The 22,901-nt window shown below is 61.6% G+C and carries 23 protein-coding genes and 1 other RNA gene; 10 read left to right on the top strand and 14 right to left on the bottom strand.

Annotation, left to right across the window (positions count from 1 at the left end):
• Positions 1-44: 44 nt before the first annotated feature.
• The 4 genes from ACWNZ1_RS10740 to ACWNZ1_RS10725 all read right to left on the bottom strand — a co-directional run bounded on the left by ACWNZ1_RS10740 (position 45) and on the right by ACWNZ1_RS10725 (position 5,382).
• Complete coding sequence (locus ACWNZ1_RS10740) at positions 45-1,163, bottom strand: ABC transporter permease (RefSeq protein WP_135847698.1); 1,119 nt, start codon at positions 1,161-1,163, stop codon at positions 45-47.
• Positions 1,163-3,889, bottom strand: coding sequence for a ribosome-associated ATPase/putative transporter RbbA (gene rbbA / locus ACWNZ1_RS10735; RefSeq protein WP_456027628.1), 2,727 nt, complete (start codon positions 3,887-3,889; stop codon positions 1,163-1,165). The genes ACWNZ1_RS10740 and rbbA overlap by 1 nt, the downstream gene beginning before the upstream one ends.
• Positions 3,886-4,851 (bottom strand): HlyD family secretion protein, encoded by a 966-nt coding sequence (locus ACWNZ1_RS10730; RefSeq protein ID WP_135847696.1) that lies wholly within the window; start codon positions 4,849-4,851, stop codon positions 3,886-3,888. Before ACWNZ1_RS10730 ends, rbbA begins: the two co-directional genes overlap by 4 nt.
• A gap of 81 nt (positions 4,852-4,932) precedes the next feature.
• The gene (locus ACWNZ1_RS10725; RefSeq protein ID WP_135847695.1) at positions 4,933-5,382 is read right to left on the bottom strand and encodes an EVE domain-containing protein; all 450 of its coding nucleotides are present in this window, start codon (positions 5,380-5,382) and stop codon (positions 4,933-4,935) included.
• 195 nt (positions 5,383-5,577) lie between these two features.
• On the opposite strand from ACWNZ1_RS10725, the gene ACWNZ1_RS10720 reads away from it, so the two are divergent.
• Positions 5,578-5,724: a hypothetical protein gene (locus ACWNZ1_RS10720; RefSeq protein WP_178084287.1), complete on the top strand. Its 147-nt coding sequence runs from the start codon at positions 5,578-5,580 to the stop codon at positions 5,722-5,724.
• Positions 5,725-5,759: 35 nt separating this feature from the next.
• Here the strand turns inward: ACWNZ1_RS10720 and ACWNZ1_RS10715 are convergent, their stop codons facing one another.
• The 4 genes from ACWNZ1_RS10715 to ACWNZ1_RS10700 all read right to left on the bottom strand — a co-directional run bounded on the left by ACWNZ1_RS10715 (position 5,760) and on the right by ACWNZ1_RS10700 (position 7,216).
• Positions 5,760-6,365, bottom strand: coding sequence for a 5-formyltetrahydrofolate cyclo-ligase (locus ACWNZ1_RS10715; RefSeq protein ID WP_135847694.1), 606 nt, complete (start codon positions 6,363-6,365; stop codon positions 5,760-5,762).
• Positions 6,366-6,482: 117 nt separating this feature from the next.
• A non-coding RNA gene (gene ssrS / locus ACWNZ1_RS10710) (6S RNA) lies at positions 6,483-6,662 on the bottom strand.
• Between the two features lie 30 nt (positions 6,663-6,692).
• Positions 6,693-7,010: a cell division protein ZapA gene (locus ACWNZ1_RS10705; RefSeq protein ID WP_003177364.1), complete on the bottom strand. Its 318-nt coding sequence runs from the start codon at positions 7,008-7,010 to the stop codon at positions 6,693-6,695.
• Positions 7,007-7,216 (bottom strand): TIGR02449 family protein, encoded by a 210-nt coding sequence (locus ACWNZ1_RS10700; RefSeq protein ID WP_003177365.1) that lies wholly within the window; start codon positions 7,214-7,216, stop codon positions 7,007-7,009. The genes ACWNZ1_RS10705 and ACWNZ1_RS10700 overlap by 4 nt, the downstream gene beginning before the upstream one ends.
• A gap of 128 nt (positions 7,217-7,344) precedes the next feature.
• On the opposite strand from ACWNZ1_RS10700, the gene ACWNZ1_RS10695 reads away from it, so the two are divergent.
• The 8 genes from ACWNZ1_RS10695 (at position 7,345) to gcvH (ending at position 16,310) form a co-directional block, all read left to right on the top strand.
• A complete protein-coding gene (locus ACWNZ1_RS10695) occupies positions 7,345-7,899 on the top strand; it encodes a YecA/YgfB family protein (RefSeq protein WP_135847693.1) in 555 nt (184 codons plus the stop codon).
• 26 nt (positions 7,900-7,925) lie between these two features.
• Positions 7,926-9,260 (top strand): Xaa-Pro aminopeptidase, encoded by a 1,335-nt coding sequence (gene pepP, locus ACWNZ1_RS10690; protein WP_135847692.1) that lies wholly within the window; start codon positions 7,926-7,928, stop codon positions 9,258-9,260.
• Entirely contained in the window at positions 9,257-10,444 is a 1,188-nt protein-coding gene (gene ubiH / locus ACWNZ1_RS10685; RefSeq protein WP_256453904.1) for a 2-octaprenyl-6-methoxyphenyl hydroxylase, read from the top strand. The genes pepP and ubiH overlap by 4 nt, the downstream gene beginning before the upstream one ends.
• A 67-nt stretch (positions 10,445-10,511) precedes the next feature.
• Positions 10,512-11,729 carry a 2-octaprenyl-3-methyl-6-methoxy-1,4-benzoquinol hydroxylase gene (locus ACWNZ1_RS10680; protein WP_178084344.1) on the top strand — a complete coding sequence of 406 codons (1,218 nt, stop codon included), beginning with the start codon at positions 10,512-10,514 and terminating at the stop codon, positions 11,727-11,729.
• Between the two features lie 154 nt (positions 11,730-11,883).
• The gene (locus ACWNZ1_RS10675; protein WP_135847689.1) at positions 11,884-12,888 is read left to right on the top strand and encodes an extracellular solute-binding protein; all 1,005 of its coding nucleotides are present in this window, start codon (positions 11,884-11,886) and stop codon (positions 12,886-12,888) included.
• A 128-nt stretch (positions 12,889-13,016) separates the two neighbouring features.
• Entirely contained in the window at positions 13,017-14,633 is a 1,617-nt protein-coding gene (locus ACWNZ1_RS10670; RefSeq protein WP_135847688.1) for an ABC transporter permease, read from the top strand.
• A gap of 155 nt (positions 14,634-14,788) precedes the next feature.
• Positions 14,789-15,871: a glycine cleavage system aminomethyltransferase GcvT gene (gcvT, locus tag ACWNZ1_RS10665; protein ID WP_135847687.1), complete on the top strand. Its 1,083-nt coding sequence runs from the start codon at positions 14,789-14,791 to the stop codon at positions 15,869-15,871.
• A 52-nt stretch (positions 15,872-15,923) separates the two neighbouring features.
• The gene (gcvH, locus tag ACWNZ1_RS10660) at positions 15,924-16,310 is read left to right on the top strand and encodes a glycine cleavage system protein GcvH (protein WP_256453903.1); all 387 of its coding nucleotides are present in this window, start codon (positions 15,924-15,926) and stop codon (positions 16,308-16,310) included.
• 118 nt (positions 16,311-16,428) lie between these two features.
• Here the strand turns inward: gcvH and ACWNZ1_RS10655 are convergent, their stop codons facing one another.
• The 5 genes from ACWNZ1_RS10655 to ACWNZ1_RS10635 all read right to left on the bottom strand — a co-directional run bounded on the left by ACWNZ1_RS10655 (position 16,429) and on the right by ACWNZ1_RS10635 (position 20,672).
• Positions 16,429-16,749, bottom strand: coding sequence for a DUF2388 domain-containing protein (locus ACWNZ1_RS10655; protein ID WP_170846005.1), 321 nt, complete (start codon positions 16,747-16,749; stop codon positions 16,429-16,431).
• A 65-nt stretch (positions 16,750-16,814) separates the two neighbouring features.
• Positions 16,815-17,264 (bottom strand): NfeD family protein, encoded by a 450-nt coding sequence (locus tag ACWNZ1_RS10650; protein ID WP_135847685.1) that lies wholly within the window; start codon positions 17,262-17,264, stop codon positions 16,815-16,817.
• A gap of 9 nt (positions 17,265-17,273) precedes the next feature.
• Positions 17,274-18,194 carry an SPFH domain-containing protein gene (locus ACWNZ1_RS10645; protein ID WP_135847684.1) on the bottom strand — a complete coding sequence of 307 codons (921 nt, stop codon included), beginning with the start codon at positions 18,192-18,194 and terminating at the stop codon, positions 17,274-17,276.
• Between the two features lie 210 nt (positions 18,195-18,404).
• Complete coding sequence (locus ACWNZ1_RS10640) at positions 18,405-20,189, bottom strand: GspE/PulE family protein (protein WP_265072494.1); 1,785 nt, start codon at positions 20,187-20,189, stop codon at positions 18,405-18,407.
• Positions 20,190-20,333: 144 nt separating this feature from the next.
• Positions 20,334-20,672: a hypothetical protein gene (locus ACWNZ1_RS10635; protein WP_135847682.1), complete on the bottom strand. Its 339-nt coding sequence runs from the start codon at positions 20,670-20,672 to the stop codon at positions 20,334-20,336.
• A 126-nt stretch (positions 20,673-20,798) separates the two neighbouring features.
• On the opposite strand from ACWNZ1_RS10635, the gene ACWNZ1_RS10630 reads away from it, so the two are divergent.
• On the top strand, positions 20,799-21,269 hold the full coding sequence (locus ACWNZ1_RS10630; protein ID WP_003206662.1) for an Lrp/AsnC family transcriptional regulator: 471 nt from the start codon (positions 20,799-20,801) through the stop codon (positions 21,267-21,269).
• A gap of 146 nt (positions 21,270-21,415) precedes the next feature.
• Here the strand turns inward: ACWNZ1_RS10630 and ACWNZ1_RS10625 are convergent, their stop codons facing one another.
• Positions 21,416-22,783: a CYTH domain-containing protein gene (locus ACWNZ1_RS10625; RefSeq protein WP_456027627.1), complete on the bottom strand. Its 1,368-nt coding sequence runs from the start codon at positions 22,781-22,783 to the stop codon at positions 21,416-21,418.
• Between the last annotated feature and the right edge of the window lie 118 nt (positions 22,784-22,901).

Below are 22,901 nucleotides of genomic sequence, written 5' to 3'. Positions count from 1 at the left end.
CAGTGCCGCAATTTTCTCGGGGCTGTCAAAGGCGGCTTTTTTCATCACGACGCCAGGCTTTTGCGAAACCGCCCCAGGGCGACGGCAAAGAACAGGAGCCCGATCGCCGCCAACGCCAGCACGTCCGGCCATACCACCTCAACGCCTGCGTCACGGAACAGGATCGCCGCGCTGAGGCTGACGAAATGGGTCGAGGGCGACCCTTGCATCACCCATTGCAACCATTGCGGCATGCTGTCCAGCGGCGTGCTGCCGCCCGACAACAGCAGCATCGGAATAATGACGGGGATCGACAGTAGCCCGAACTGCGGTGTCGAGCGGGCCAGGGTGGCGAGAAAGATGCCCAGTGCGGTGCTGGCGAACAGGTAGAGTGCGGTCACCAGCAGAAAGAGAAGCATGGAGCCGGCAAGCGGCACCCCCAACGCGAACTTGACGATAATTTCCAGCGACGCCCAGGTGCAGAGCACCACTACCAGCATGTTGCTCCAGATTTTCGCCAGCATGATCTCCAGTGCCGTCAGCGGCAGTACCAGCAAGTGATCCAGGGTCCCGTGCTCGCGCTCGCGTAGCAGCGCGGTGCCCGTCAGGATGATGGCCAGGATGGTGATGTTGTTGACGATCTGGATCACCGCCAGAAACCACCCGCCCTCCAGATTGGTGTTGAACAACGAACGGGTAGTCAATTTCACGGGGGTTAGTTCGCTCGCTTGCGCCTGGCCGCTGTAGGTCAGCAGTTCCTGTTGGAAAATCCGCCCGATGTAACCGGCGCCCATGAATGCCTGGCTCATGGCCGTGGCGTCGACGTTCAATTGCAGCGCCGGTTCGCGTCCGGCGAGCAGGTCGGCCTGGAAGTTGGCGGGCACGTTAATGACAAAGGTGTAGCGGCCACTGTCCATGACCTTGTCCAGTTCGGCATAGGGCAGCGCCACCGGGCTCTGGAACTCCGGTGGTTGCAGGACCTGGGCCAGTTGGCGTGACAGGTGGCTCTGGTCTTCATCCACTATCGCCACGCTGGCGTTGTGGACGCCGATCACCGAGCCTGCGGCCGGCATGTAGATCGCCACGGTAAAGGCATAGCCTAGAAACAGCAGCAGGACCGAGTCGTAGCGCAGGCTGGTCAGTTCCTTGAGCCCAAGACGCCAGATATGTGAAAGCGTATGCATCAGGCCTCCTGCTTTTTCAGCATGACCAGGCTGAGCCCGGTGAACCCCAGGAAGAACCCGAATAACGCCAGGCATTGCGGCCACAGCTGGCGCAGATCCAGGGCCTTGGTGAAAGTGCCGACAGCGATGTCCAGGAAATAACCGGCGGGAAACAACTGGCCCATTACCGAGGCGGCGCCTTCCAGGGATGAGCGCGGCACGATCAGCCCCGAGAATTGGATTGTCGGCAGGCTGGTGATGATCATGGTGCCGAGAATCGCCGCGATCTGGGTGCGAGTGAACGCCGAGATCAGCAACCCCATGCTGGTGGTCGCCAGCACATAGAGCAGGCCGCCCAATGCCAGCGTCAGGCCACTGCCCTTGAACGGCACGCCGAACAGCCAGCGGTTCATCGCTGTCAGCAGGGCCAGGTTGATCAGGCTGACCGCCAGGTAGGGCACTTGTTTGCCCAAGAGGAACTCCAGGCGGGTCAGCGGGGTGGCGTAGAAGTTGGTGATCGAACCCAGTTCCTTTTCCCGCACGATGCCCAAGGCCGTCAACATGGCCGGAATGAATGCCAGGATCAGCGCCATGACTCCTGGGCCGATGGCGTTGACGCTGACCACGTCCTGGTTGTAGCGGAAGCGGGTTTCCAGCTTGGCCGCGGCCTGGCGGTTTCGCGCCGGGCTGCTCTGTTCGACCAACTGTTCGAGATTGGCTTGATGCACAGCCTGGACGTAGTTGCGACTGGTCTCGGCGCGAAACGGCATGCCGCCGTCGAGCCAGGCGCCGACGGTGGGTTGGCGACCGGCGTACAGGTCACGACCGAAGCCGGGTGGTATTTCCAGGGCCAGTTTGATTTCCGAACGTTGCAGGCGCCGATGCAACTCGCTGGCGCCTTGGATGACCGGCTGCTCGTCGAAATAGCGCGAGCTGCGAAACGCTTCCAGATAAGCGCGACTTTGCGGGCTCTGATCCTGATCAAACACAGCGAAGGCGAGTTTTTCCACGTCCAGGGAGATGCCGTAGCCGAAGATCACCATCATGAACAACGCGCCGAGCAGGGCGAACGCCATCCGCACTTTGTCTCGCAGCAGCTCCTTGCCTTCGCGGCTGGCGACGGCCCACAGTCGACCAAGGCTGAGGCCGTGTCGGTCCTGGGGGGCGCCGGCGGTGTCGAGGGCCACGGGGGTGGTGTCTTGTGGCGTCTCGCCCTGGGCTTGTTCCAGGCAGGTGACGAACGCCGCTTCCAGGGTCTGGCCGTTGAACTGCGCCTGCAGGGCTGCCGGTGTGTCACAGGCCAGGACTTTGCCAGCGTGCATCAGCGAAATGCGGTCGCAGCGTTGAGCTTCGTTCATGAAGTGCGTGGAGAGAAAAATCGTCACGCCCTGCTCGCGAGACAGCTCGATCAGCAGCCGCCAGAAGTCATCCCGCGCGGCCGGGTCAACGCCTGAGGTCGGTTCGTCGAGGATCAGCACTTCCGGGCGATGCAGCACCGCCACCGCCAGGGACAAGCGCTGGCGCAGGCCCAGGGGTAACGCACCGGAAGGTTGGTCGGCGAGGTCCTGCAGATTGAAGCGCTTGATCAGCTCTTCGATGCGGGCGCCGCTTTGGGCCTTGGGCAGGTCGAACAGCTCGGCGTGCAGGGCCAGGTTCTGCCGTACGCTCAACTCCCCATACAGCGAAAAGCTCTGCGACATGAACCCCACGCGTTTGCGGGTGGCCAGGTCCTTGGCGTCCACCGGCTTGCCCAGCAGGCGGGCCTCGCCTTCGCTGGCGGGCATCAGCCCGGTCAGCACTTTCATGGTGGTGGTCTTGCCGCATCCGTTGGAACCCAGGAAACCAAAGATCTCACCGCGACCGATCGCGAAGCTGACCTTGTCGACTGCGGTGAAGTCACCGAAGCGCAGGGTAAGGTCATGGGCTTCGATGGCGATGTCGGCAGTACCGTTGGTCCTGGGAGGGATCGTCAGCGGCTCGGCGTTGTGGCCGCTGTCGCCCTGGAAATGAGTGAAGGCCGAGTTGAGTTTTCCATCGGGTGTGACGGCAGCCAGTTCGGCACTCAACCCCTTGGCGATCAAGCGCCCGTTGTCGAGCATCAGGCAATGCTCGAATTGTTCGGCTTCTTCCATATACGCCGTGGCGACCAGCAGGGTCAGTTGCGGTCGTTGTCGGCGTACGTCTTCTATCAGTTCCCAGAAGCGTCGGCGGGACAGGGGATCCACCCCGGTGGTGGGTTCGTCGAGAATCAAAAGGTCGGGTTCATGGATCAGTGCACAGCACAGGCCGAGCTTTTGTTTCATGCCCCCCGACAGCTTGCCCGCCGGGCGGTCGGCAAAACGTTGCAGGTCGGTCGCCAGCAACAACTTGCCCATACGCTGTGCGCATTCGGCCCGCGAGAGCCCGAACAATGTACCAAAGAACCGGATGTTCTCGCGGATCGACAAATCAGGGTAAAGGTTGCCCCCCAGACCTTGAGGCATGAACGCAATGCGTCGATAGAGGGTGTTGCGATGGTGGCGATCCTCGATCGATGCACCCAGTACCTGCAATTGACCGCATTGGAGTTTCTTCACCCCGGCAATCAGCCCCAGGAGGCTCGATTTGCCGGCGCCGTCGGGGCCAATCAGACCGCAGCGAGTGCCGGCGGGCAGGCTGAAGGCGATATCGCTCAAGGCCACATGCTGGCCGTAGCGATGTTCGAGACCCGAAGCCTGTAGCGCCGTTTCGCTCTGGGTGGCGCTCATTGCAGGTTGGCCGGCCAGTCGATGGGGGCGGTGCGCACGTAGCCGGCGCCGGGCATGCCGGGTTTGGCCTGGGGCACTTCACCGGGCTGGGTCAGGTGCACTTTGACGCGGAACACCAGTTTCTGGCGCTCATCACGGGTCTCGACTTCCTTGGGGGTGAATTGGGATTTGGCCGCGACGAAGCTGACCTTGGCCGGCAGCGGTCGCTGAGGCAGGGCGTCGAGTAGCAGTCGCGCTTCATCGCCTACCGCCAGTTTCCCGGCCACGGATGCCGGCAGATACAGGTTCATGTATTGGTCGTTCGGATCGATCATCAGCAGCACCCGGCCGCCGGCGCCCAGCACTTCGCCCGGTTCGGCCAGACGCAACTGGATCACGCCGTCGAGGGGGGCGCGCAAACTGCTGTCGTCGATTTCGCTGGTCAGTTGGGCCACCTGGGCCTGGGTCGCGCCGATGGCGGCCGTCGCCGCCGATACCTGGGCCCGGGCTGCGTTAACCGCAGCGTTGGCGGTGTCGACGCGGGCTTGCTGCTGGTCAATGACCTGGGCGCTGGCGTAACCGCGTTTGAACAGTTCCTGGCTCCGTTTGAGTTCCTGGTGAGCGAGCAATTGTTCGCTCTGGCGCAGTTGCACATTGGCCTCGGCGGCGGCGAGGTTTTCCCGGGCGCGCACCACTTCGGCCTCAGCCTGGTTGCGCTGGGCCTCCAGGGTGCGGGTGTCCATGCGCGCCAGCAATTGGCCCTTGAGGACGTTGTCGCCTTCATCGACATGAACCTCGGCCAGGCGTCCGGGCGTCTTGCTGGCGATCTGGACTTCGGTGGCCTCAAGGCGCCCGTTGCCCATGCTCAGGCCTTCTGGCAAGCGATCATGCAGCGACTTCCAGTAGCCGAACCCACCGGCGGCCAGCAACACAGCCAGCAGGGCGAGGGCAAAAAAACGCGAGGTACGAGGGTTTGTCGACATGTCCGGCATCCTGCGGCTGTAGCATTGCAGTTTGCTGGATCAGTGCCCGGTCCAGCTTGATGTCCATCAACTCATGGGTGATCAGCGCAAGGCAATCACCGCCGCCCACTGTTCGGCGGTTACCGGCATCACCGACAGTCGCGAGCCTTTCTGCACCAGCGGCATTTCCGCCAGGGCGGTCTGCTGCTTGAGATAGTCGAGCTTCAGCACGTGGGGGAAGGTTTCGACATGGGTTACGTCGATCGCGGTCCAGGGGTTTTTATCCGGGCTGGCCTTGGGATCGAAGTAATGACTGTCAGGTTCCAGTGCCGTTGGATCAGGGTAGGCCGCTCGCACGATCTGTCCGATGCCGGCGATACCTGGCTCCGGGCAACTGGAGTGGTAGAAAAAGAATGAGTCGCCCACCGCCATGGTCCGCAGGAAATTGCGCGCCTGGTAGTTGCGCACCCCGTCCCAGCGCGCCTGGCCGAGCTTTTCCAGGCCTCGGATGGACAACTCGTCGGGCTCGGACTTCATCAACCAATAGGCCATGATTTCTACTCCTGGGCGGTGTTGAGAAAAAAAGTTCAGCGATTTTATGACAAACCGACAGTCGGTTGACGCCAGAGTTTGCGTGTCAGAGCAGGTTGCCGCAAAATGCCGGCCTTCCAAGCTTGACGCTGCTGCACGGCCAATAAGAAAACCGCTGCTGTCATCGTGTGTGATGTGCCTTGAGGGGGGCAATCGATGAAACGCAAACCGGATTTGCTGTGGATCCTGGTCATTCTGTTCGGCCTGGGGGTCGTGACCACGGGTTACGCTCAAAGCTTGTGGGCCAACAAGACCGACGCGCCGGTGGACATCATCCAACCCGCGCCATCGATCAAACGCTGAACCTGTCTTCCAGGCGCCGCTGATTCTCGCGGCGTCTATTGCACCAGATACCAATGCCTGTCGCTGACCGTTCCCTGCAGCGGTACGTCCCAGCTTGCCTGCGCCAATCGTTCGACCTTCTGACATTCATGGGCCAGCCCCAGCAGCGTTGGCTTGCGCCATTGCTTGCGTCGCGCCAGATAGGCCAGGCTGCGGTCATAGAAGCCGCCGCCCATGCCCAGTCGGCCCCCCGCATCGTCAAACCCCACCAGCGGCAATAACACCAGATCCAATGTCCAGACCTTGCGCTGCCGGGCGATGTTCTTGCGTGGTTCAGGGATACGAAAACGGTTGGGCTGCATTTTTTCGCCAGGTTGGATGCGTTGAAAAACCATCTTGGTCCGGGGCCATGGACTGAGCACCGGCAGATAAGTGGCCTTGCCCCGGCGCTGGGCGGCGCGCAGTAGCAGGCGCGGGTCGATCTCGCCATCGTTGGGCAGATACAGGGCGATGTGGCGGGCGCGACGAAACAGCGGATGCTGGGCCAATTGCTTGTAGAGCCCGTGGGCGGCTTGCCGTTGCTGGGCGGGTGTCAGGGCGCGACGGGCCTGGCGCAGCAGGCGTCGAAGTTGCGGGCGGGGCAGCAGCGCGGGTTCGGTCATATCGATGCTTCACGGAGTCGGTGACGGAGCACAGCGTAACCGCAAAACAGGGCCTTCAGAAATGTCGACGGCGCAAACAACAATGCCAGTCCACTTGGACTGGCATTGTTTGAAATCAGGCTCCCCGGATGAACCGCTGTCGGCTTAGCCCTTGAACCCGAAAGTTCAAGGTGGAAGTTGCAGGGGGCGTTAAGGCTTTCCGTCAAGCGGACATGCACACCGGCCCCAACGTGCAACCCCCGTGGTTGTGCGTATCGGCTCAGGGACATCACCAACTGGCAAGCACCCCAGGGAGTGAGGCGAGTATACCCCAGGCAGCCTCGCGAATCAGCCCTTGCTGACGTCCGGATCGGTGGCCAGCACCAGATCCACCCGATCGAGCAGGTCCCGTACCTGCTCACGGGTCGAGCCGCTGACCTGCAGGTCAGGCGTATCCTGGCGATGGAGCAGGTCGTGGGTAATGTTCAAGGCTGCCATCACGGCAATGCGGTCGGCGCCGATGACTTTGCCGCTGCTGCGGATCTCGCGCATCTTGCCGTCCAGGTAACGGGCGGCACTCACCAGGTTGCTACGCTCTTCCTGGGGGCAGATGATCGAATATTCTTTGTCGAGGATCTGCACGGTAACGCTATTGCTTGAACTCATGAGTCTTGCTCCAGGGCCTTGAGGCGCGAAATCATCGATTCGACCTTACGCCGGGCGATTTCGTTTTTTTCAATGAGGTGCGCGCGTTCCTCGCGCCAGGTCTTTTCCTGAGCTAATAGGAGTCCGTTTTGGCTCTTAAGTTGCTCGACCCGGTCAATTAGCAATTCGAGTCTGGCCATCAGCGCTTGCAGGTCGGTGTCTTCCATTGTGTCCACTGAAGAATGTGTCTGATGGGGATAGGGGTCGCACAGCCTTTAATGGTCTTGGCGAGTCTGTCGATGTAGGATACAAGGCCTCCATTCTAGACATAGCGCCGTCTGGCGCCTAGCTGCCCATGCCCATTCAGAATTCCCCGTATCAAGCATTCGCCACCCTGCTGAGCACCAGCGGTCATCCTGTCTCGCCTGCCGAACTGCACGGCCTGCTGCTCGGTCGCAGTTGCGCCGGCGCCGGCTTCGATGCCGACGGCTGGTTGGCCGACGCCGCCGAGTTGCTGGAAGGCGAACCACAAGACAACGTTCGTAATGCCTTGATCGGCCTGCAAGAGATGGTCAAGGGCGAGCTTACCAGCGACGACATGACCGTCGTCCTGCTGCTGCCCACCGACGATGCGCCGTTGGCTGACCGCGCCGCTGCGTTGGGCCAATGGTGCCAGGGTTTCCTCGCCGGCTTCGGCTTGACCCGCCGCGAATACGCGTTGAGCGACGAGGCCAAGGAAGTGTTGCAAGACCTGGCGGCGATCTCTCAGGTCCAGGACGCCCTGGAAGAGTCCGATGACGGCGAAAGCGACTACATGGAAGTGATGGAGTACCTGCGGGTCGCACCATTGCTATTGTTCACCGAGACCAAGAAAACCGATGCAGCGGCGGCCAAGCCGTCCTTGCATTAATTTTTTAGAGGGAACACCGTCTGCCCATGATTCATATCCCGAAATCGGAATACAGCCGTCGCCGCAAGGCCCTGATGGCGCAGATGGAGCCCAACAGCATCGCAATCCTGCCCGCCGCCGCCGTTGCGATCCGCAACCGCGACGTCGAGCACATCTACCGCCAGGACAGCGACTTCCAGTACCTCAGCGGCTTTCCCGAACCGCAAGCGGTACTGGTGCTGATGCCTGGCCGCGCCCATGGCGAGTACATCCTCTTTTGTCGTGAGCGCAACGCCGAACGTGAGTTGTGGGATGGCCTGCGCGCCGGCCAGGAAGGGGCGATGCGTGACTACGGCGCCGACGACGCATTTCCCATCACGGACATCGACGACATCCTGCCGGGCCTGATCGAAGGCCGCGACCGGGTGTATTCGGCCATGGGCAGCAATCCGGAATTCGATCGGCACCTGATGGAGTGGATCAACGTGATTCGTTCCAAGGCCCACCTCGGCGCCCAGCCGCCGAACGAATTCGTTGCCCTGGATCACTTGCTGCACGACATGCGCCTGTATAAATCGGCGGCAGAAGTAAAAGTGATGCGCGAAGCGGCGCGGATTTCCGCCCAGGCGCACATCCGGGCGATGCAGGCGGCGCGTGCGGGGTTGCATGAATACAGCCTGGAAGCCGAGCTCGACTATGAGTTCCGCAAGGGCGGGGCGAAGATGCCGGCCTATGGCTCGATCGTCGCGGCGGGGCGTAACAGCTGCATCCTGCATTACCAGCAGAACGACGCGCCGCTCAAGGACGGAGACCTGGTGTTGATCGACGCCGGTTGTGAAATCGATTGCTACGCCAGTGATATCACCCGTACCTGGCCGGTCAACGGCAAGTATTCGCCTGAGCAGAAAGCGATCTACGAAGTGGTGCTGGCGGCCCAGGAGGCCGCGTTTGCCGAGATCGCGCCGGACAAACATTGGAACCAGGCCCATGAAGCGACGGTGCGGGTCATTACCGAGGGCCTGGTGCGACTTGGGCTGTTGGAAGGCGAGGTGGATGAGTTGATCGCCAGCGAAGCCTACCGGGCGTTCTACATGCACCGCGCCGGCCACTGGCTGGGCATGGACGTACACGACGTGGGCGAATACCGGGTCGGTGGCGAGTGGCGGGTACTGGAAGTCGGCATGACGCTGACCGTGGAGCCGGGCATCTACATCAGCCCGAATAACCGCAGCGTCGCGAAAAAATGGCGCGGCATCGGCGTGCGTATCGAGGATGACGTGGTAGTGACCAAGACCGGTTGTGAAATCCTGAGCCAAGGCGTCCCCAAAACGGTCGCTGACATCGAGGCCTTGATGGCCGCCGCACGGACGCAAGCAGCATGAGCCGGGTCAATCTGGCGATCATCGGCGGCGGCCTGGTCGGCGCGAGCCTGGCGCTGGCCCTGCAGGCCGGTGCCAAGGCCCGGGGCTGGAAGATCATGCTGATCGAGCCCTTTGCCCCGGGCAATGCCTGGCAGCCGAGCTACGACGCCCGCTCTTCGGCGTTGTCCTACGGGGCCCGGCAGATTTATCAACGGTTGGGTGTCTGGCAGGAAATTTCCCGTCGCGCCGAGCCGATCAAACAGATTCACGTCTCCGATCGCGGACGGTTCTCCACGGCGCGCTTGTCGGCCATGGAAGAGGGTGTGCCGGCGCTGGGCTATGTGGTGGAAAACGCCTGGCTCGGCCAGTGCCTGTGGCAAGGCCTGGACACCGAAGTGGTCAGTTGGCGCTGCCCGGCGCAGGTCACCCGGATGGAGCCACTGGTTGGTGGTTATCGCCTGACCCTCGACGACGAAACCACCCTGGAATGCGACCTGGCCGTGTTGGCTGACGGTGGCCGTTCAGGCCTGCGGGAGCAATTGGGCGTCGGCGTGCGCAATCGGCCTTATGACCAGAGCGCATTGATCGCCAACATCACACCCAGCGAAGCCCACAACGGCATGGCCTTCGAACGCTTCACCGATGACGGGCCGATGGCTTTGTTACCGTTGCCGGAAAATCGTTGTGCGCTGGTCTGGACCCGACAGGGCATGGACGCGCAACGGCTGGCGGCCCTCGATGAGCGCAGTTTTCTCAGCGAATTGCAGGGCGTGTTCGGTTATCGCCTGGGCACGTTGAAGCAGGTTGGCGCGCGACACCTGTATCCGTTGGCGCTGGTGGAGGCCGAAGAACAGGTACGCCCGCACCTGGCGATCCTGGGCAATGCCGCCCATAGCCTGCATCCGATTGCCGGACAGGGGTTCAACCTGTCCCTGCGCGACGCCCAGGCCCTGGCCGATGCCTTGCTCGACAGCGACAGCGAGCCGGGTGATTTCGCCGTGTTGCAAGCCTATCGCGAGCGCCAGCGAATGGATCAGACCCTGACCGTCGGTTTTTCCGACCAGGTCACGCGTCTGTTCAGCAGTAACCTGCCGCTGGTGTCCCTGGGGCGTAACCTCGGCCTGCTGGGCCTCGACCTGCTGCCGCCGGCCAAGCGCTGGTTCGCCCGCCAGGCCATGGGCCTTGGAACGCGACCCGATGCTTAAGGCAGGGGCCGTTATTTCTTTTCATGGGCGGCCAATGCCGCCCGCAAAACAGGCTTAGAGCATGGAATTGCGTGCAGATCTGTTGATCGTCGGTGCCGGCATGGTCGGCAGCGCCCTGGCGCTGGCGTTGCAGGGCAGTGGCCTGCAAGTGCTGCTGCTCGACGGCAGCCCGATGAGCGTCAAACCTTTCGATCCCCAGGCCGCGTTCGAGCCGCGGGTCAGCGCCTTGTCGACAGCGAGCCAGCGGATCCTCGATCGCCTGGGTGTCTGGGACGGCATTACGGCCCGACGTGCGAGCCCCTATAGCGACATGCACGTCTGGGACGGCAGTGGCACCGGGCACATCCACTTTTCGGCGGCCAGCCTGCACGCCGAGGTGCTCGGGCACATTGTCGAGAACCGCGTCGTGCAAGACGCTTTACTGGACCGTTTGCATGACTGCGACCTGGGCCTGCTGGCCAACGCACGGCTGGAGCAAATGCGCCGTTCCGGCGATGACTGGCTGCTGACCCTGGCTGACGGCCGCACCTTGCGCGCGCCGCTGGTCATCGCCGCCGATGGCGCGAATTCCGCTGTGCGCCGCCTGACGGGCGTGGCGACGCGAGAGTGGGATTATCTGCATCACGCCATTGTCACCAGTGTGCGCAGCGCCAAGCCCCATCGCACGACGGCCTGGCAGCGCTTTACCGACAACGGTCCGCTGGCGTTCCTGCCGCTTGCGCGCGACGGCCAGCACGATTGGTGCTCGATCGTCTGGTCCACTACCCCTGGCGAGGCGCAGCGCCTGATGGCGCTCGATGACACTGAGTTCTGCAGTGAGCTGGAGCGGGCCTTCGAAGGCCAGCTTGGCACGGTCCTGAGCGCCGACCCACGCCTGTGCGTGCCGCTGCGCCAGCGTCATGCCAAGCGCTACGTGGCCGAAGGGCTGGCGTTGATCGGTGATGCCGCCCACACCATTCACCCGCTGGCTGGACAAGGGGTGAACCTGGGGTTCCTCGACGCCGCGGTGCTGGCCGAAGTGCTGTTGCAGGCGGCCGGGCGCGGCGAGCGACTGGCGGACGTGAAGGTGTTGAGCCGCTACGAGCGCCGCCGCATGCCCCATAACCTGGCGTTGATGGCGGCGATGGAAGGTTTCGAGCGGCTGTTCCAGGCCGATCCGTTGCCGTTGCGTTGGTTGCGTAACACTGGGCTGAAATTGGTGGACAGCCTGCCCGAGGCCAAGGCGCTGTTCGTGCGCGAGGCGCTGGGGTTGACGGGGGATTTACCGGATTTGGCCAAGGCCTAGATTTTTGTCGGGGCCAAAGGCCTCATCGCGAGCACAAAAACACAGCACATCTCCTAGCTGCAACATTTGGAAATGTGTCTGGCAACTGTTCGATTGTGGTGCCAAATGTGAGTCCTTATCATTTGCGCTCGTTCACAATCGAGAGACTGCTCCCATGTTGGCATCCAAGCGTCTGCTGTCCGTCCTCGCCTTGTCCCTGATCGGCGCTACTGCCGCCCAGGCCGCCGACGAGGTGGTGGTCTACTCCTCGCGCATCGATGAACTGATCAAGCCGGTTTTCGATGCCTACACCAAGAAAACCGGTGTATCGGTGAAGTTCATCACCGACAAGGAGGCGCCGCTGATGCAGCGGATCAAGGCCGAAGGCGAGAACGCCACCGCCGACCTGCTGCTTACCGTCGACGCCGGCAACCTCTGGCAAGCCGAGCAGATGGGCATTCTCCAGCCATTCTCCTCCCCGGTGATCGACGCCAACATCCCCTCCCAATATCGCGCTGCTTCCCACGCCTGGACCGGTTTGAGCCTGCGGGCGCGGACCATTGTCTATTCCCCCGACCGGGTCAAACCGGGTGAGCTGACCACCTACGAGGCCCTGGCCGGCAAGGAATGGGAAGGTCGCCTGTGCCTGCGCACCTCGAAGAAGGTCTACAACCAGTCCTTGACCGCGACCCTGATCGAAACCCACGGTGCGGAAAAAACCGAGGAAATCATCAAGGGCTGGGTCAAGAACCTCTCCACCGATGTGTTCTCCGACGACACTGCGCTGCTCGAGGCGATCAATGCCGGGCAGTGCGATGTCGGCATCGTCAACACCTACTACTACGGCCGCCTGCACCAGCAGAAGCCGGACCTGAAGGTCAAATTGTTCTGGCCGAACCAGGCTGACCGTGGTGTGCACATCAACCTCTCGGGCATCGGCCTGACCAAGTACGCACCGCATCCGGAAGCCGCGAAGAAATTGGTGGAGTGGATGACCACGCCTGAAGCCCAGAACATCTTCGCCGACGTGAACCAGGAGTTCCCAGCCAACCCGAAGGTGGAGCCATCCAAGGAAGTGGCGGCCTGGGGCAAGTTCAAGGCTGATACCTTGCCGGTGGAAGTGGCGGGTAAACGCCAGGCTGAAGCTATTCGCTTGATGGATCGCGCTGGCTGGAATTAAAAAGCCTCAAAGATCGCAGCCTGCGTCAGCTCCTGCATGGGATCGTGTTCCAATGTAGGAGCTGGCGCAGGCTGCGATCTTTTTTTTGCGGTTTAATACGCGTTTGATGACTGCCTCGAGGCTTTCCCTTGACCCACACCGTCCAACGCCGCTGGTACCCCCTGGTCTTCGCCATCGCCGCGTTGGTCCTGCTGCCCTTGAGTGTCCTGTTGCTGTCCTGGCAGAGCATCGACCAGCAGATCTGGTCCCACCTGTGGGATACGCAAATGCCCCGCTTGTTGGGCAATACCCTGACGCTGATTCTTGGCGTGGGCGTTGGTGTGACGTTGCTGGGCGTCAGTCTTGCCTGGCTCACCAGTCTGTGTGAGTTCCCCGGTCGACGTTGGCTCGACTGGGCATTGATGCTGCCGTTTGCGATTCCCGCGTACGTGCTGGCGTTTGTCTTCGTCGGCCTGCTGGATTTCGCCGGCCCGGTGCAAACGCTGCTGCGTGAAGGGTTCGGCAGCGGCCTGCGCCTGCCCCGGGTCCGCTCCACCGGCGGAGTGATCCTGGTGCTGGTGCTGGTCTTTTACCCTTATGTCTATCTGCTGGCGCGCAGTGCATTCCTGGCCCAGGGCAAGGGGTTGATGGAAGCGGCCCGGGTGCTCGGGCAGACACCATGGCAGGCGTTCTGGCGAGTAGCGCTGCCGATGGCCCGGCCGGCCATCGGTGCGGGGGTGGCGTTGGCGCTGATGGAGACCCTGGCGGATTTCGGCGCAGTGTCGGTGTTCAACTTCGACACCTTCACCACCGCCATCTACAAGACCTGGTACGGCTTCTTCAGCCTCTCCAGTGCAGCCCAATTGGCCAGCCTGCTGTTGCTGGCGGTGATGCTGGTGCTCTATGGCGAACGCCGGGCCCGCGGCGCCCACCGAGCCAGCAACGAACGACCCCGGATCAAGGCGCTTTATCACTTGCGAGGCGTCAAGGCCGTGGCGGCCAGTGGCTGGTGCTTTTTGGTGTTTGCCTGCGCCTTTGTCATCCCGATGCTGCAGTTGCTGGTGTGGTTCTGGCAGCGCGGTCGCTTTGATCTGGACGAGCGTTATGGCGGGCTGATCGTCCATACCCTCTACCTCGGTGGTCTGGCGGCGCTGCTCACCGTTTGCGTGGCCTTGCTGCTGGCTTTTGCCCGGCGTTTGGCGCCAACCCGTCCCATTCGCACCGGCGTCGCCCTGGCGAACCTGGGTTATGCCTTGCCCGGTTCGGTGCTGGCGGTGTCGATCATGCTTGCGTTCAGCTATCTGGACCGCGAGCTGGTCATCCCGCTGTCAACCTTGCTCGGTGGCGCGGGCAAACCCTTGTTGCTGGGCAGCCTGTCGGCGCTGTTACTGGCGTATCTGGTGCGTTTCCTGGCGGTGGCCTACGGTCCGTTGGAAAGCAGCCTGGCACGCATCCGCCCGTCGCTGCCCGAAGCGGCACGCAGTCTTGGGGTCAGTGGGCCACGACTGTTTTTCAAAGTGTATCTGCCGTTGCTGTTGCCCGGCACCTTGAGCGCGGCGTTGCTGGTGTTCGTCGACGTACTCAAGGAAATGCCCGCAACCCTGCTGATGCGCCCGTTCGGCTGGGATACGCTGGCGGTGCGGATCTTCGAAATGACCAGCGAAGGGGAGTGGGCCCGGGCCGCCTTGCCGGCGCTGACTCTGGTGTTGGTGGGACTCTTGCCGGTCATCGGATTGATACGACGTTCCGCCCATCAAAACAGTTAGGTGTCAGTCCTACATCATGCGGCTACAATGCGCGGCATTCGGTGCGGTCCGTCTGTCGGACCGGGTAACTGAGAGCGGCTGAAAGCGCCTTTTTCCAGGTGTTCGCGCTGTGCAGTGCCCGTCCGCACCTTCGCCAAGCCCGGAAGGAGAAACCCATGGGACAGCGTACGCCTCTGTATGACCTTCATCTCGCCCTAGGCGCGAAGATGGTCGATTTTGGCGGTTGGGATATGCCTTTGCATTACGGCTCGCAAGTCGAAGAGCACCATCAGGTGCGTCGCGACTGCGGTGTGTTCGATGTATCCCACATGACCGTGATCGACGTGGCCGGTCCCCAGGCCAAAGTCTGGTTGCAGCGCTTGCTGGCCAATGATGTCGATCGCTTGCAGGACACAGGACGTGCCTTGTACAGCACCATGCTCAATGAGCGCGGCGGCATCGTCGACGACATGATCATCTACCGGGTCGAGGACGGTTATCGGCTGGTATTCAACGCCTCGACCCGTGATCAGGACCTGGCCTGGATGCAGGCGCAACTCGGCGAGTACGACGTGCAACTGCATGAGCGCGCCGAATTGGCGATGCTGGCGATCCAGGGCCCCCAGGCCCGGCACAAAATCGCTGAGCTGGTCACGCAATCGCGCGGTCAGTTGATCCAGCAACTCAAGCCCTTCGAAGGTCGTGCCGACGGTGACTGGTTCATCGCCCGTACCGGCTACACCGGTGAGGACGGGTTGGAAATTGTCCTGCCCGCCCACGAAGCCCCGAGTTTTTTCAACGATCTGGTAGGCGCTGGCATCTCTCCCATCGGTCTCGGCGCTCGCGATACCCTGCGCCTGGAGGCCGGCATGAACCTCTACGGCCAGGACATCCACCAGGACGTTTCCCCATTGGCCTCGAACATGGCCTGGAGCATTGCCTGGGAACCGGCGAGCCGCCAGTTTATCGGGCGCAGTGCACTGGAAGCCGAACTTGCCGGCGGTGTGCAGCACAAATTGGTTGGGTTGGTGCTGGAGGAGCGCGGCGTTTTACGCGCCCATCAGGTGGTTCGCATCGCCAATGTTGGCGAAGGAGAGATCACCAGTGGTAGTTTTTCTCCTACGCTTAGCAAGTCGATCGCCCTGGCACGTGTTCCGATGGCCACCGCCGACCGTGCCGAGGTAGAAATTCGTGGTAAATGGTATCCGGTACGGGTGGTCAAACCGACCTTCGTCCGCCATGGTAAAACCCTGATCTAACCTTTTACGGCGGGCCGCTGGCCGCTGACACTTTCTCTTGAGGACACAGAATATGAGCGATATCCCTGCCGAACTGCGTTTTGCCGAAAGCCATGAGTGGGCTCGCCTGGAAGCTGACGGTACCGTCACCGTGGGCATCAGCGACCACGCGCAGGAAGCCTTGGGTGATGTGGTTTTTGTCGAACTGACAGAGGTCGGCAATGTTTTTGCCGCGGGGGACCAGGCCGGTGTGGTGGAGTCGGTAAAAGCGGCTTCCGATATCTACGCGCCGATTGCTGGTGAAGTGATCGCGGTCAACGAAGAGCTGGGTGACTCGCCGGAGCTGCTGAACTCTGATCCGTATGGCGCCTGGATTTTCAAGCTCAAGCCTTCCGACGCCAACGCTGACTTGGCCAAGCTGCTTGATGCGGCGGGCTACAAGGCCGCTATCGGCGAGTAACCCGGATTTCATGTGGGAGCGAGCAAGCCCGCTCCCACAGGGAACGGAGTACAGCGTTGGAATATTTACAGATAAAAAAATGCCGCTCAATCGAGCGGCATTTTTCATGGGCCTGGAATCAGTCCTGGGCGACGGCGTTTTTCGCCAGGATCGCGTTGGCCAGTTCCATGTCGGTGGCTTGCAGGCCTGGGTTGTCGGCACGCACTTTCTGCATCGCCGCTTCCAGGTAAGGGCCGCGGATACCGCCATCACTGGCGACGAAACTGCCGGCGTCGTCCTGGGCGGCGACGATCAGCTTGTGATCCTTGAAGGTCAGGTAGGTGGAACCGGTGGTCGCACCGGATGAGATGACGTTACGCCAAAACGTGTCGGCCATTGCCGAGCCAACAGGAAGAGACAGCAAGGCTAGGGTAGCGACAGCAAGTTTGAGACGCATGATAGGTGACTCCACTGGGTTAACTATGACTTTGGATTACCTGCGCCTCGATTCAGTTCCATGACTTGTCAGTCAGCCCGTTCAACCTTAAGCACCACACCTTCCTGCGCCACCACCCTGACTCGGGTGCCAACGGACGACTCGGGACCTTTGGCCAGCCACACACTGTCGGCCACCTTGATCTTGCCGCGGCCATCGACAATCGCCTCATGAACCTGGAACACCTTGCCGATCAGCTCCTGCCCGCGCAGATTCAGGTGCGGCTGATCGCTTTCACGAATGGCGCTGCGCTGGCGTCGCCACCAGTACAGCGCTGTCGCGATGGCGAACAGGCCGAACAACAGGAACTGCATCTCCCACGGCATTTGCGGCAGGATGAAGGTCAACACGCCGACGGCTGCGGCGGCCATGCCGATCCACAGCAGGTACCCGCCGGCACCGAAGACTTCCAGGATCAGCAGGATGACGCCCAACGCCAGCCAGTCCCAGTACGACATTTGTTGCAGGAATACCCACATACGTGCGCCTCAGGCTTTCTTGCCGTCGAAAGTGGCCTTGACGATCTCACCGATGCCGCCGACTGCGCCGATGACCTGGCTGGCTTCCAGCGGCATCAGGATCACCTTGCTGTTATTGGCCGAGGCCAGGCGACCCAGGGCGTCGATGTATTTTTGCGCAACGAAGTAGTTCACGGCCTGGACGTTACCGTCGGCAATGGCTTGGGACACCACTTTGGTGGCCAGGGCTTCGGCTTCTGCCTGGCGCTCGCGGGCCTCGGACTCAAGGAATGCGGCTTGGCGGCTGCCCTCGGCTTCAAGGATTTGCGCCTGTTTCTTGCCTTCGGCGGTGAGAATAGCCGACGCTCGCAGGCCCTCGGCTTCCAGGATCTGGGCGCGCTTGATGCGTTCGGCTTTCATCTGTCCCGACATGGCGGCCATCAGGTCGGCCGGTGGGCTGATGTCCTTGATCTCGATCCGGGTGATCTTGATACCCCACGGCGCCGTGGCTTCGTCGACGGTGCGCAGCAATTTTTCATTGATGCCGTCGCGTTGGCTCAGCATCGCGTCCAGCTCCATGGACCCCAGTACGGTACGGATATTGGTTTGCAGCAGGTTGCGGATGGCGTGTTCGAGGTTGTTGACCTCGTAGGCAGCCTGGGCCGTATTGACCACCTGGAAGAAGCATACGGCGTCGATCTGCACCGTGGCGTTGTCGGCGGTGATGACTTCCTGGGGCGGGATGTCCAGCACGCTCTCCATGACATTGATCTTGCGACCAATGCGATCCATCACCGGGATGATGATGTTCAAGCCGGGCTTGAGGGTGTTGGTGTAGCGGCCGAACCGCTCGACGGTCCATTGATAGCCCTGGGGCACGACCTTGAAACCCATGAACAGAATGGCGACCACGAGGCCGACAAAAAGTAAAAGTACGCTACCGATCTGCATGACTGTTCCCTGTTCGAATGAAATGACTGGCGAGCCCTGAGTGTAGGGCAAGCGGCCATTATCTTCCCTATGAGGGAGCAAACCTATGTGGGAGCAAAGCTTGCTCGCGATGCGGGCGCCTTGCTTCCCCGGCAGACTGCGTCGTCTTCATCGCGGGCAAGCCTTGCTCCCACAGCTAGGGTAAGCCCTCTAGGCACAGAAACTGTGGCGCTACTTTTGTTCGCTCTGTGGCGTCACTCGCAGCACTTCCTCAACAGTGGTCAACCCGGCCGCCACCTTTTGTGCCCCCGACAGTCGCAGGCTGCGCATCCCCTCCTTGAACGCCTGGCGGCGCACCGCCAACAGGTCGGTATCGGGGTGGATCAATGCCTTGACGCTGTCGGTCAGTTGCATGATTTCGTAAACCCCGGCGCGGCCGCGATAACCGGTGTCGCGGCACTCCAGGCAACCAACGGCCTGTTGGGCGTTGCTTGGCAGTGGAGCCTGCCAGGGCCGCGTCAGGGTTTGCCAATCGTCGTCGTCCAGGGTCAGGGGCGCCTTGCAATGAGGACACAGGGTGCGCACCAGGCGCTGGGCCATGACCCCAAGCACCGTGGCCTTGATCAGGTAATGGGGCACGCCGAGCTCCAGCAGGCGGCTGATGGCGCTCGGTGCATCGTTGGTGTGCAGCGTCGACAGTACAAGGTGCCCGGTGAGTGCCGCCTGGATCGCCATTTCGGCGGTTTCCAGGTCGCGGATCTCACCGATCATGATGATGTCCGGGTCTTGCCGCATCAGCGCGCGTACGCCAGCGGCGAAGGTCAGGTCGATATTGTGCTGGACCTGCATCTGGTTGAAGGACGCCTCGACCATTTCAATCGGGTCTTCGATGGTGCAGAGGTTCACCTCTGGCGTCGCCAGTTTCTTGAGGGTGGTGTAGAGGGTGGTGGTCTTGCCGGAGCCGGTAGGCCCGGTCACCAGGATGATGCCGTTGGGCTGACGGGTCATGTCCTGCCAGCGGCGCAGGTCATCGGCCGAGAAACCGAGCTGGTCGAAGTCCTTGAGCAGCACTTCCGGATCGAAGATCCGCATCACCATTTTTTCGCCGAACGCTGTCGGCAAGGTCGACAAGCGCAATTCCACTTCGCCGCCGTCCGGGGTCTTGGTCTTGACCCGACCGTCCTGGGGTTTGCGTTTTTCCGCGACGTTCATCCGTCCCAGGTTCTTGAGGCGACTGATGATTGCCATCGTCACCTGCGGCGGGAACTGATAAACGGTGTGCAGCACCCCGTCGATGCGAAAGCGTACGGTGCCCTGTTCACGTCGGGGCTCGATGTGGATATCACTGGCCCGCTGTTGGAAGGCATATTGGAACAACCAATCGACGATATTGACGATATGCGCATCGTTGGCGTCCGGCTCCTGGTCGCTGGCGCCCAGGTTGAGCAACTGTTCGAAATTGCTCAGGTTGCTCGGTTGATGGTCGACCGTGGTGGCGCCGCTGACCGATTTGGCCAGGCGATAGAACTCCACGCTCAGGCGCTGGATATCCACCGGGTTGGCGACCACCCGTTGGACGGGGAGCTTGAGCACGTGGGTCAGGTCCGCTTCCCAGCTACTGACATAAGGCTGGGCGCTGGCCACGATGACAGCATCGCGATCGACCGCCACCGCGAGAATCTTGTGGCGCTGGGCAAAGGCATAGGACATCAGTGGGGTCACGGCTGCCACGTTGATTTTCAGCGGGTCAATGCGCATGTAGGGCTGACCCGCCTGCTGGGACAACCACAGGGTCAGGCTCTCCAGGTCCAGGCGTTTGCCAGGGCGACTGAGATCGTCCAGATGCTGGTTGGCGATGAACTCCAGTGGATGCAGCTGGGGACTGGTGCTGTGGCGTCGGCGGGCGTTGAGCGCGGTTTCGGCTGAATCCTGGCTGATGAAGCCCTGGGCGACCAGTTGGCGCAGCAGATCGTTGAGGTCCAGCCAGCGGTCCTGAGTGGCGTGTTTGGTGGACATGTGGGTTCCTATTGGACAATTGCAGCAAAGCCGCGATACAGACGCTTCGGCGTCCTCGCTCGGTCTGCAAAAGAATAGTCCCGACCCTATGGATCGTTGGGCCACTACCCGACCAATGCGTTTCGAATCCTTGCCAGATTGCCCTCAGCCCGCCGCCTGGACCGCCTCAACCCGCGCAATATCAGCGTCTTGCAGGTCCACCGAACACACGCTGATCAAGTTACGCAATTTTTCCGCGATGACCTGGGCACGATGCCAGCTCAGCCCGTCCAGGACGACCTCCAACGACAGCAAATCGTCGTGGCGCTCGACGTGTACCTGCTGCGGGGTCAGGCCCTGCAGGGCAAACAGGTTCAATGCCCGGCACAGCAGATCCGGTTCGACTTCGGCCAGTAAATGGTAGTGCGCGCGGCAATGGGCATTTGCGCTGTGCCAGACGTCGGTGCGGGTCGGGGCAGTGGCGACGGCTTCAATTGGGGGCATGTTCAGTCTCCTTGGGGGCGGGAGAAATATTTACATGCGCTGCCGGGTATTTCTTATCTAAGATGAGTACTTTCGAGATCAATGCGAATTGCATGATTCTATAACTGGCTTATTTGGGGTTTATTAATGCATAGCGAGCTGGACAGCTACGACCGCAGGATACTTGCACTGCTGCAAGAGGATGCTTCGCTGTCCAGTGCGCAGATCGCCGAGCAGGTGGGGTTGTCCCAATCGCCATGCTGGCGACGGATTCAGCGGATGAAGGAGGAGGGAATCATTCGCGGCCAGGTGACATTACTGGATCGCAAGAAAATCGGCCTCAATACGCAGATCTTCGCCGAAATCAAACTCAACGCCCACGGTCGGTCGAATTTCACCGAATTCACCGAGGCGATTCGCGGCTTTCCCGAAGTGCTGGAGTGTTACGTGCTGATGGGGTCGGTGGATTTTTTGCTGCGTATCGTCACGGCAGACATTGAGGCTTATGAGCGATTTTTTTTCGAGAAGCTGTCGATGGTGCCGGGGATCCAGGAAGTGAACTCGATCGTGGCGCTTTCGGAGATCAAGTCGACCACGAGTTTGCCGGTGGTGCGCTGAGTTCTGCGGTGTCTGTGCCGGCCTCATCGCGAGCAAGCTCGCTCCCACATGGGGGCTCTGTCGTACACACATGTTGTGTCCACTGAAGATCCAATGTGGGAGCTTGCTCGCGATAGCGATATTACAGGCGCAGCAGATGTTGGAAGTTACAGACGCAATAAAGTCTTCCAAGCCCGATTCTGATACACCGCAATCGCCTGTTGCTTGCGCGCATCCAGCGCTTCGTCGGTGATCGGTGCATTGGCCAGTTGCGCCAGTTTGTTCAGCTCGCCGTAGAGGCGATCCATTTCCGGGATCTCCAGCACATGGCGGGCGTGGTGCAGCCAGGCCTGGATGCGTTCGATGCGCGGCAGTTGCTCGGCCAGGTCTTCCGGCTGTTGCTGATAGCGTTGCAGTTGCAGGGAGGTGGATTCTTCGCCCAACAGACGCGGCAGCCAGCTGCCCAGTTGCGCCGCACCCTGGCGGTTGCCACGGGTGTTGCGCTCGGTGGCCCAACTGCGAGCCAGCAGCCAGCGAGAGGTGTTGAGGGAGAACAGGCCCCAGCGTGGGTCTAGCAACTCCTCAAGGAACTGCTCCGGCGCGGCCTTGCGCACGTCTTCATCGTCCAGGCCGGCCTGGACCAGCGGGCGCCAGTCTTCCAGCAGGGCGTCGAGGGCCACGCGCAAATCATGCGTCGATTGGCGCGGTGCGGCCTGGCCGAGGCTGCTGAGCAGGGCGCGCAGTTCGGCGAGGTTTTCCACCCAGTCCTGCAACAGGCGCCAGTGGCCGTTGAAACGATATTGCTCGGCCAGACGCTGGCTGCTGCCGAGCAAATGCCAGCTCAGCGCGGCGAAGGCGTCGTCCAGCGGCATTTCAGCGGTCAGTTGCGGGGCCGGCAGGCTCAGGGCGTAGCTGCCCGCATCATGCAGGCGATAGCCACGCTCGGCCTTGCTGATGTCGCAGGGCATCAAGGGCAGGGTCGCGGCCAGTTCGGCCGCCAGTTCCAGCAGGGCGGCGGGTTCGCCTTCGCGCAGCTCCAGCTCCAGCTCGCAGATCTCTTCCTTCTGCGTGCCGACCACCACGTGGCCCAGGTCCAGCGCGGCTTCGATGACCACTTTGCTCTTGCCACGACCCCAGGCGATTTCCGCGCGTTCGCGAACGAAGTCGGTGGTGAAAATCGCCTTGAGGGTTTTCTTGTCCAGCTCGGCCAATGCCTCGGGCCAGCATTCGCCGTCGAGTTTTTTCAGGTCAAGCTTGGCCTTGGGCAGGTGCCAATCGTATTCGTTGCGCTCGGACAGGCCGGCGATGCTCTGGCCACGGGTCTTGAGGGTCTGGATCACTTCTTCGCCGTCGCGACGCAGGCGCAGGGCAACCTTGGCCTGGGCCAGGTCACGCTCTGGGGTGTCGAAGTACTGGTTCATCAGCTCATGGCGTTCCCAGCCACTTTTGTTGCGTTTTTTCAGCAGCGGGTGCTCGCGCAAGGCTGCCAGGGTCTCGCGGCTGACGCGGAGTTTGATTTCGGTTTCTTTCTGCATGGCCGGAAAATCCAGGGATCGGGTGCGCAGCCGGAGGAAGGTGTGGCTGCCAAGGCCGTGCAGTGTACAGGACTCATCCGTCCTACGCGCCGCGACACGTGCGCCGGATGGTTCTATG

This window comes from Pseudomonas sp. CFBP 5748 (genome assembly GCF_053850495.1).
This window is presented reverse-complemented; position numbering and strand designations above follow the sequence as displayed.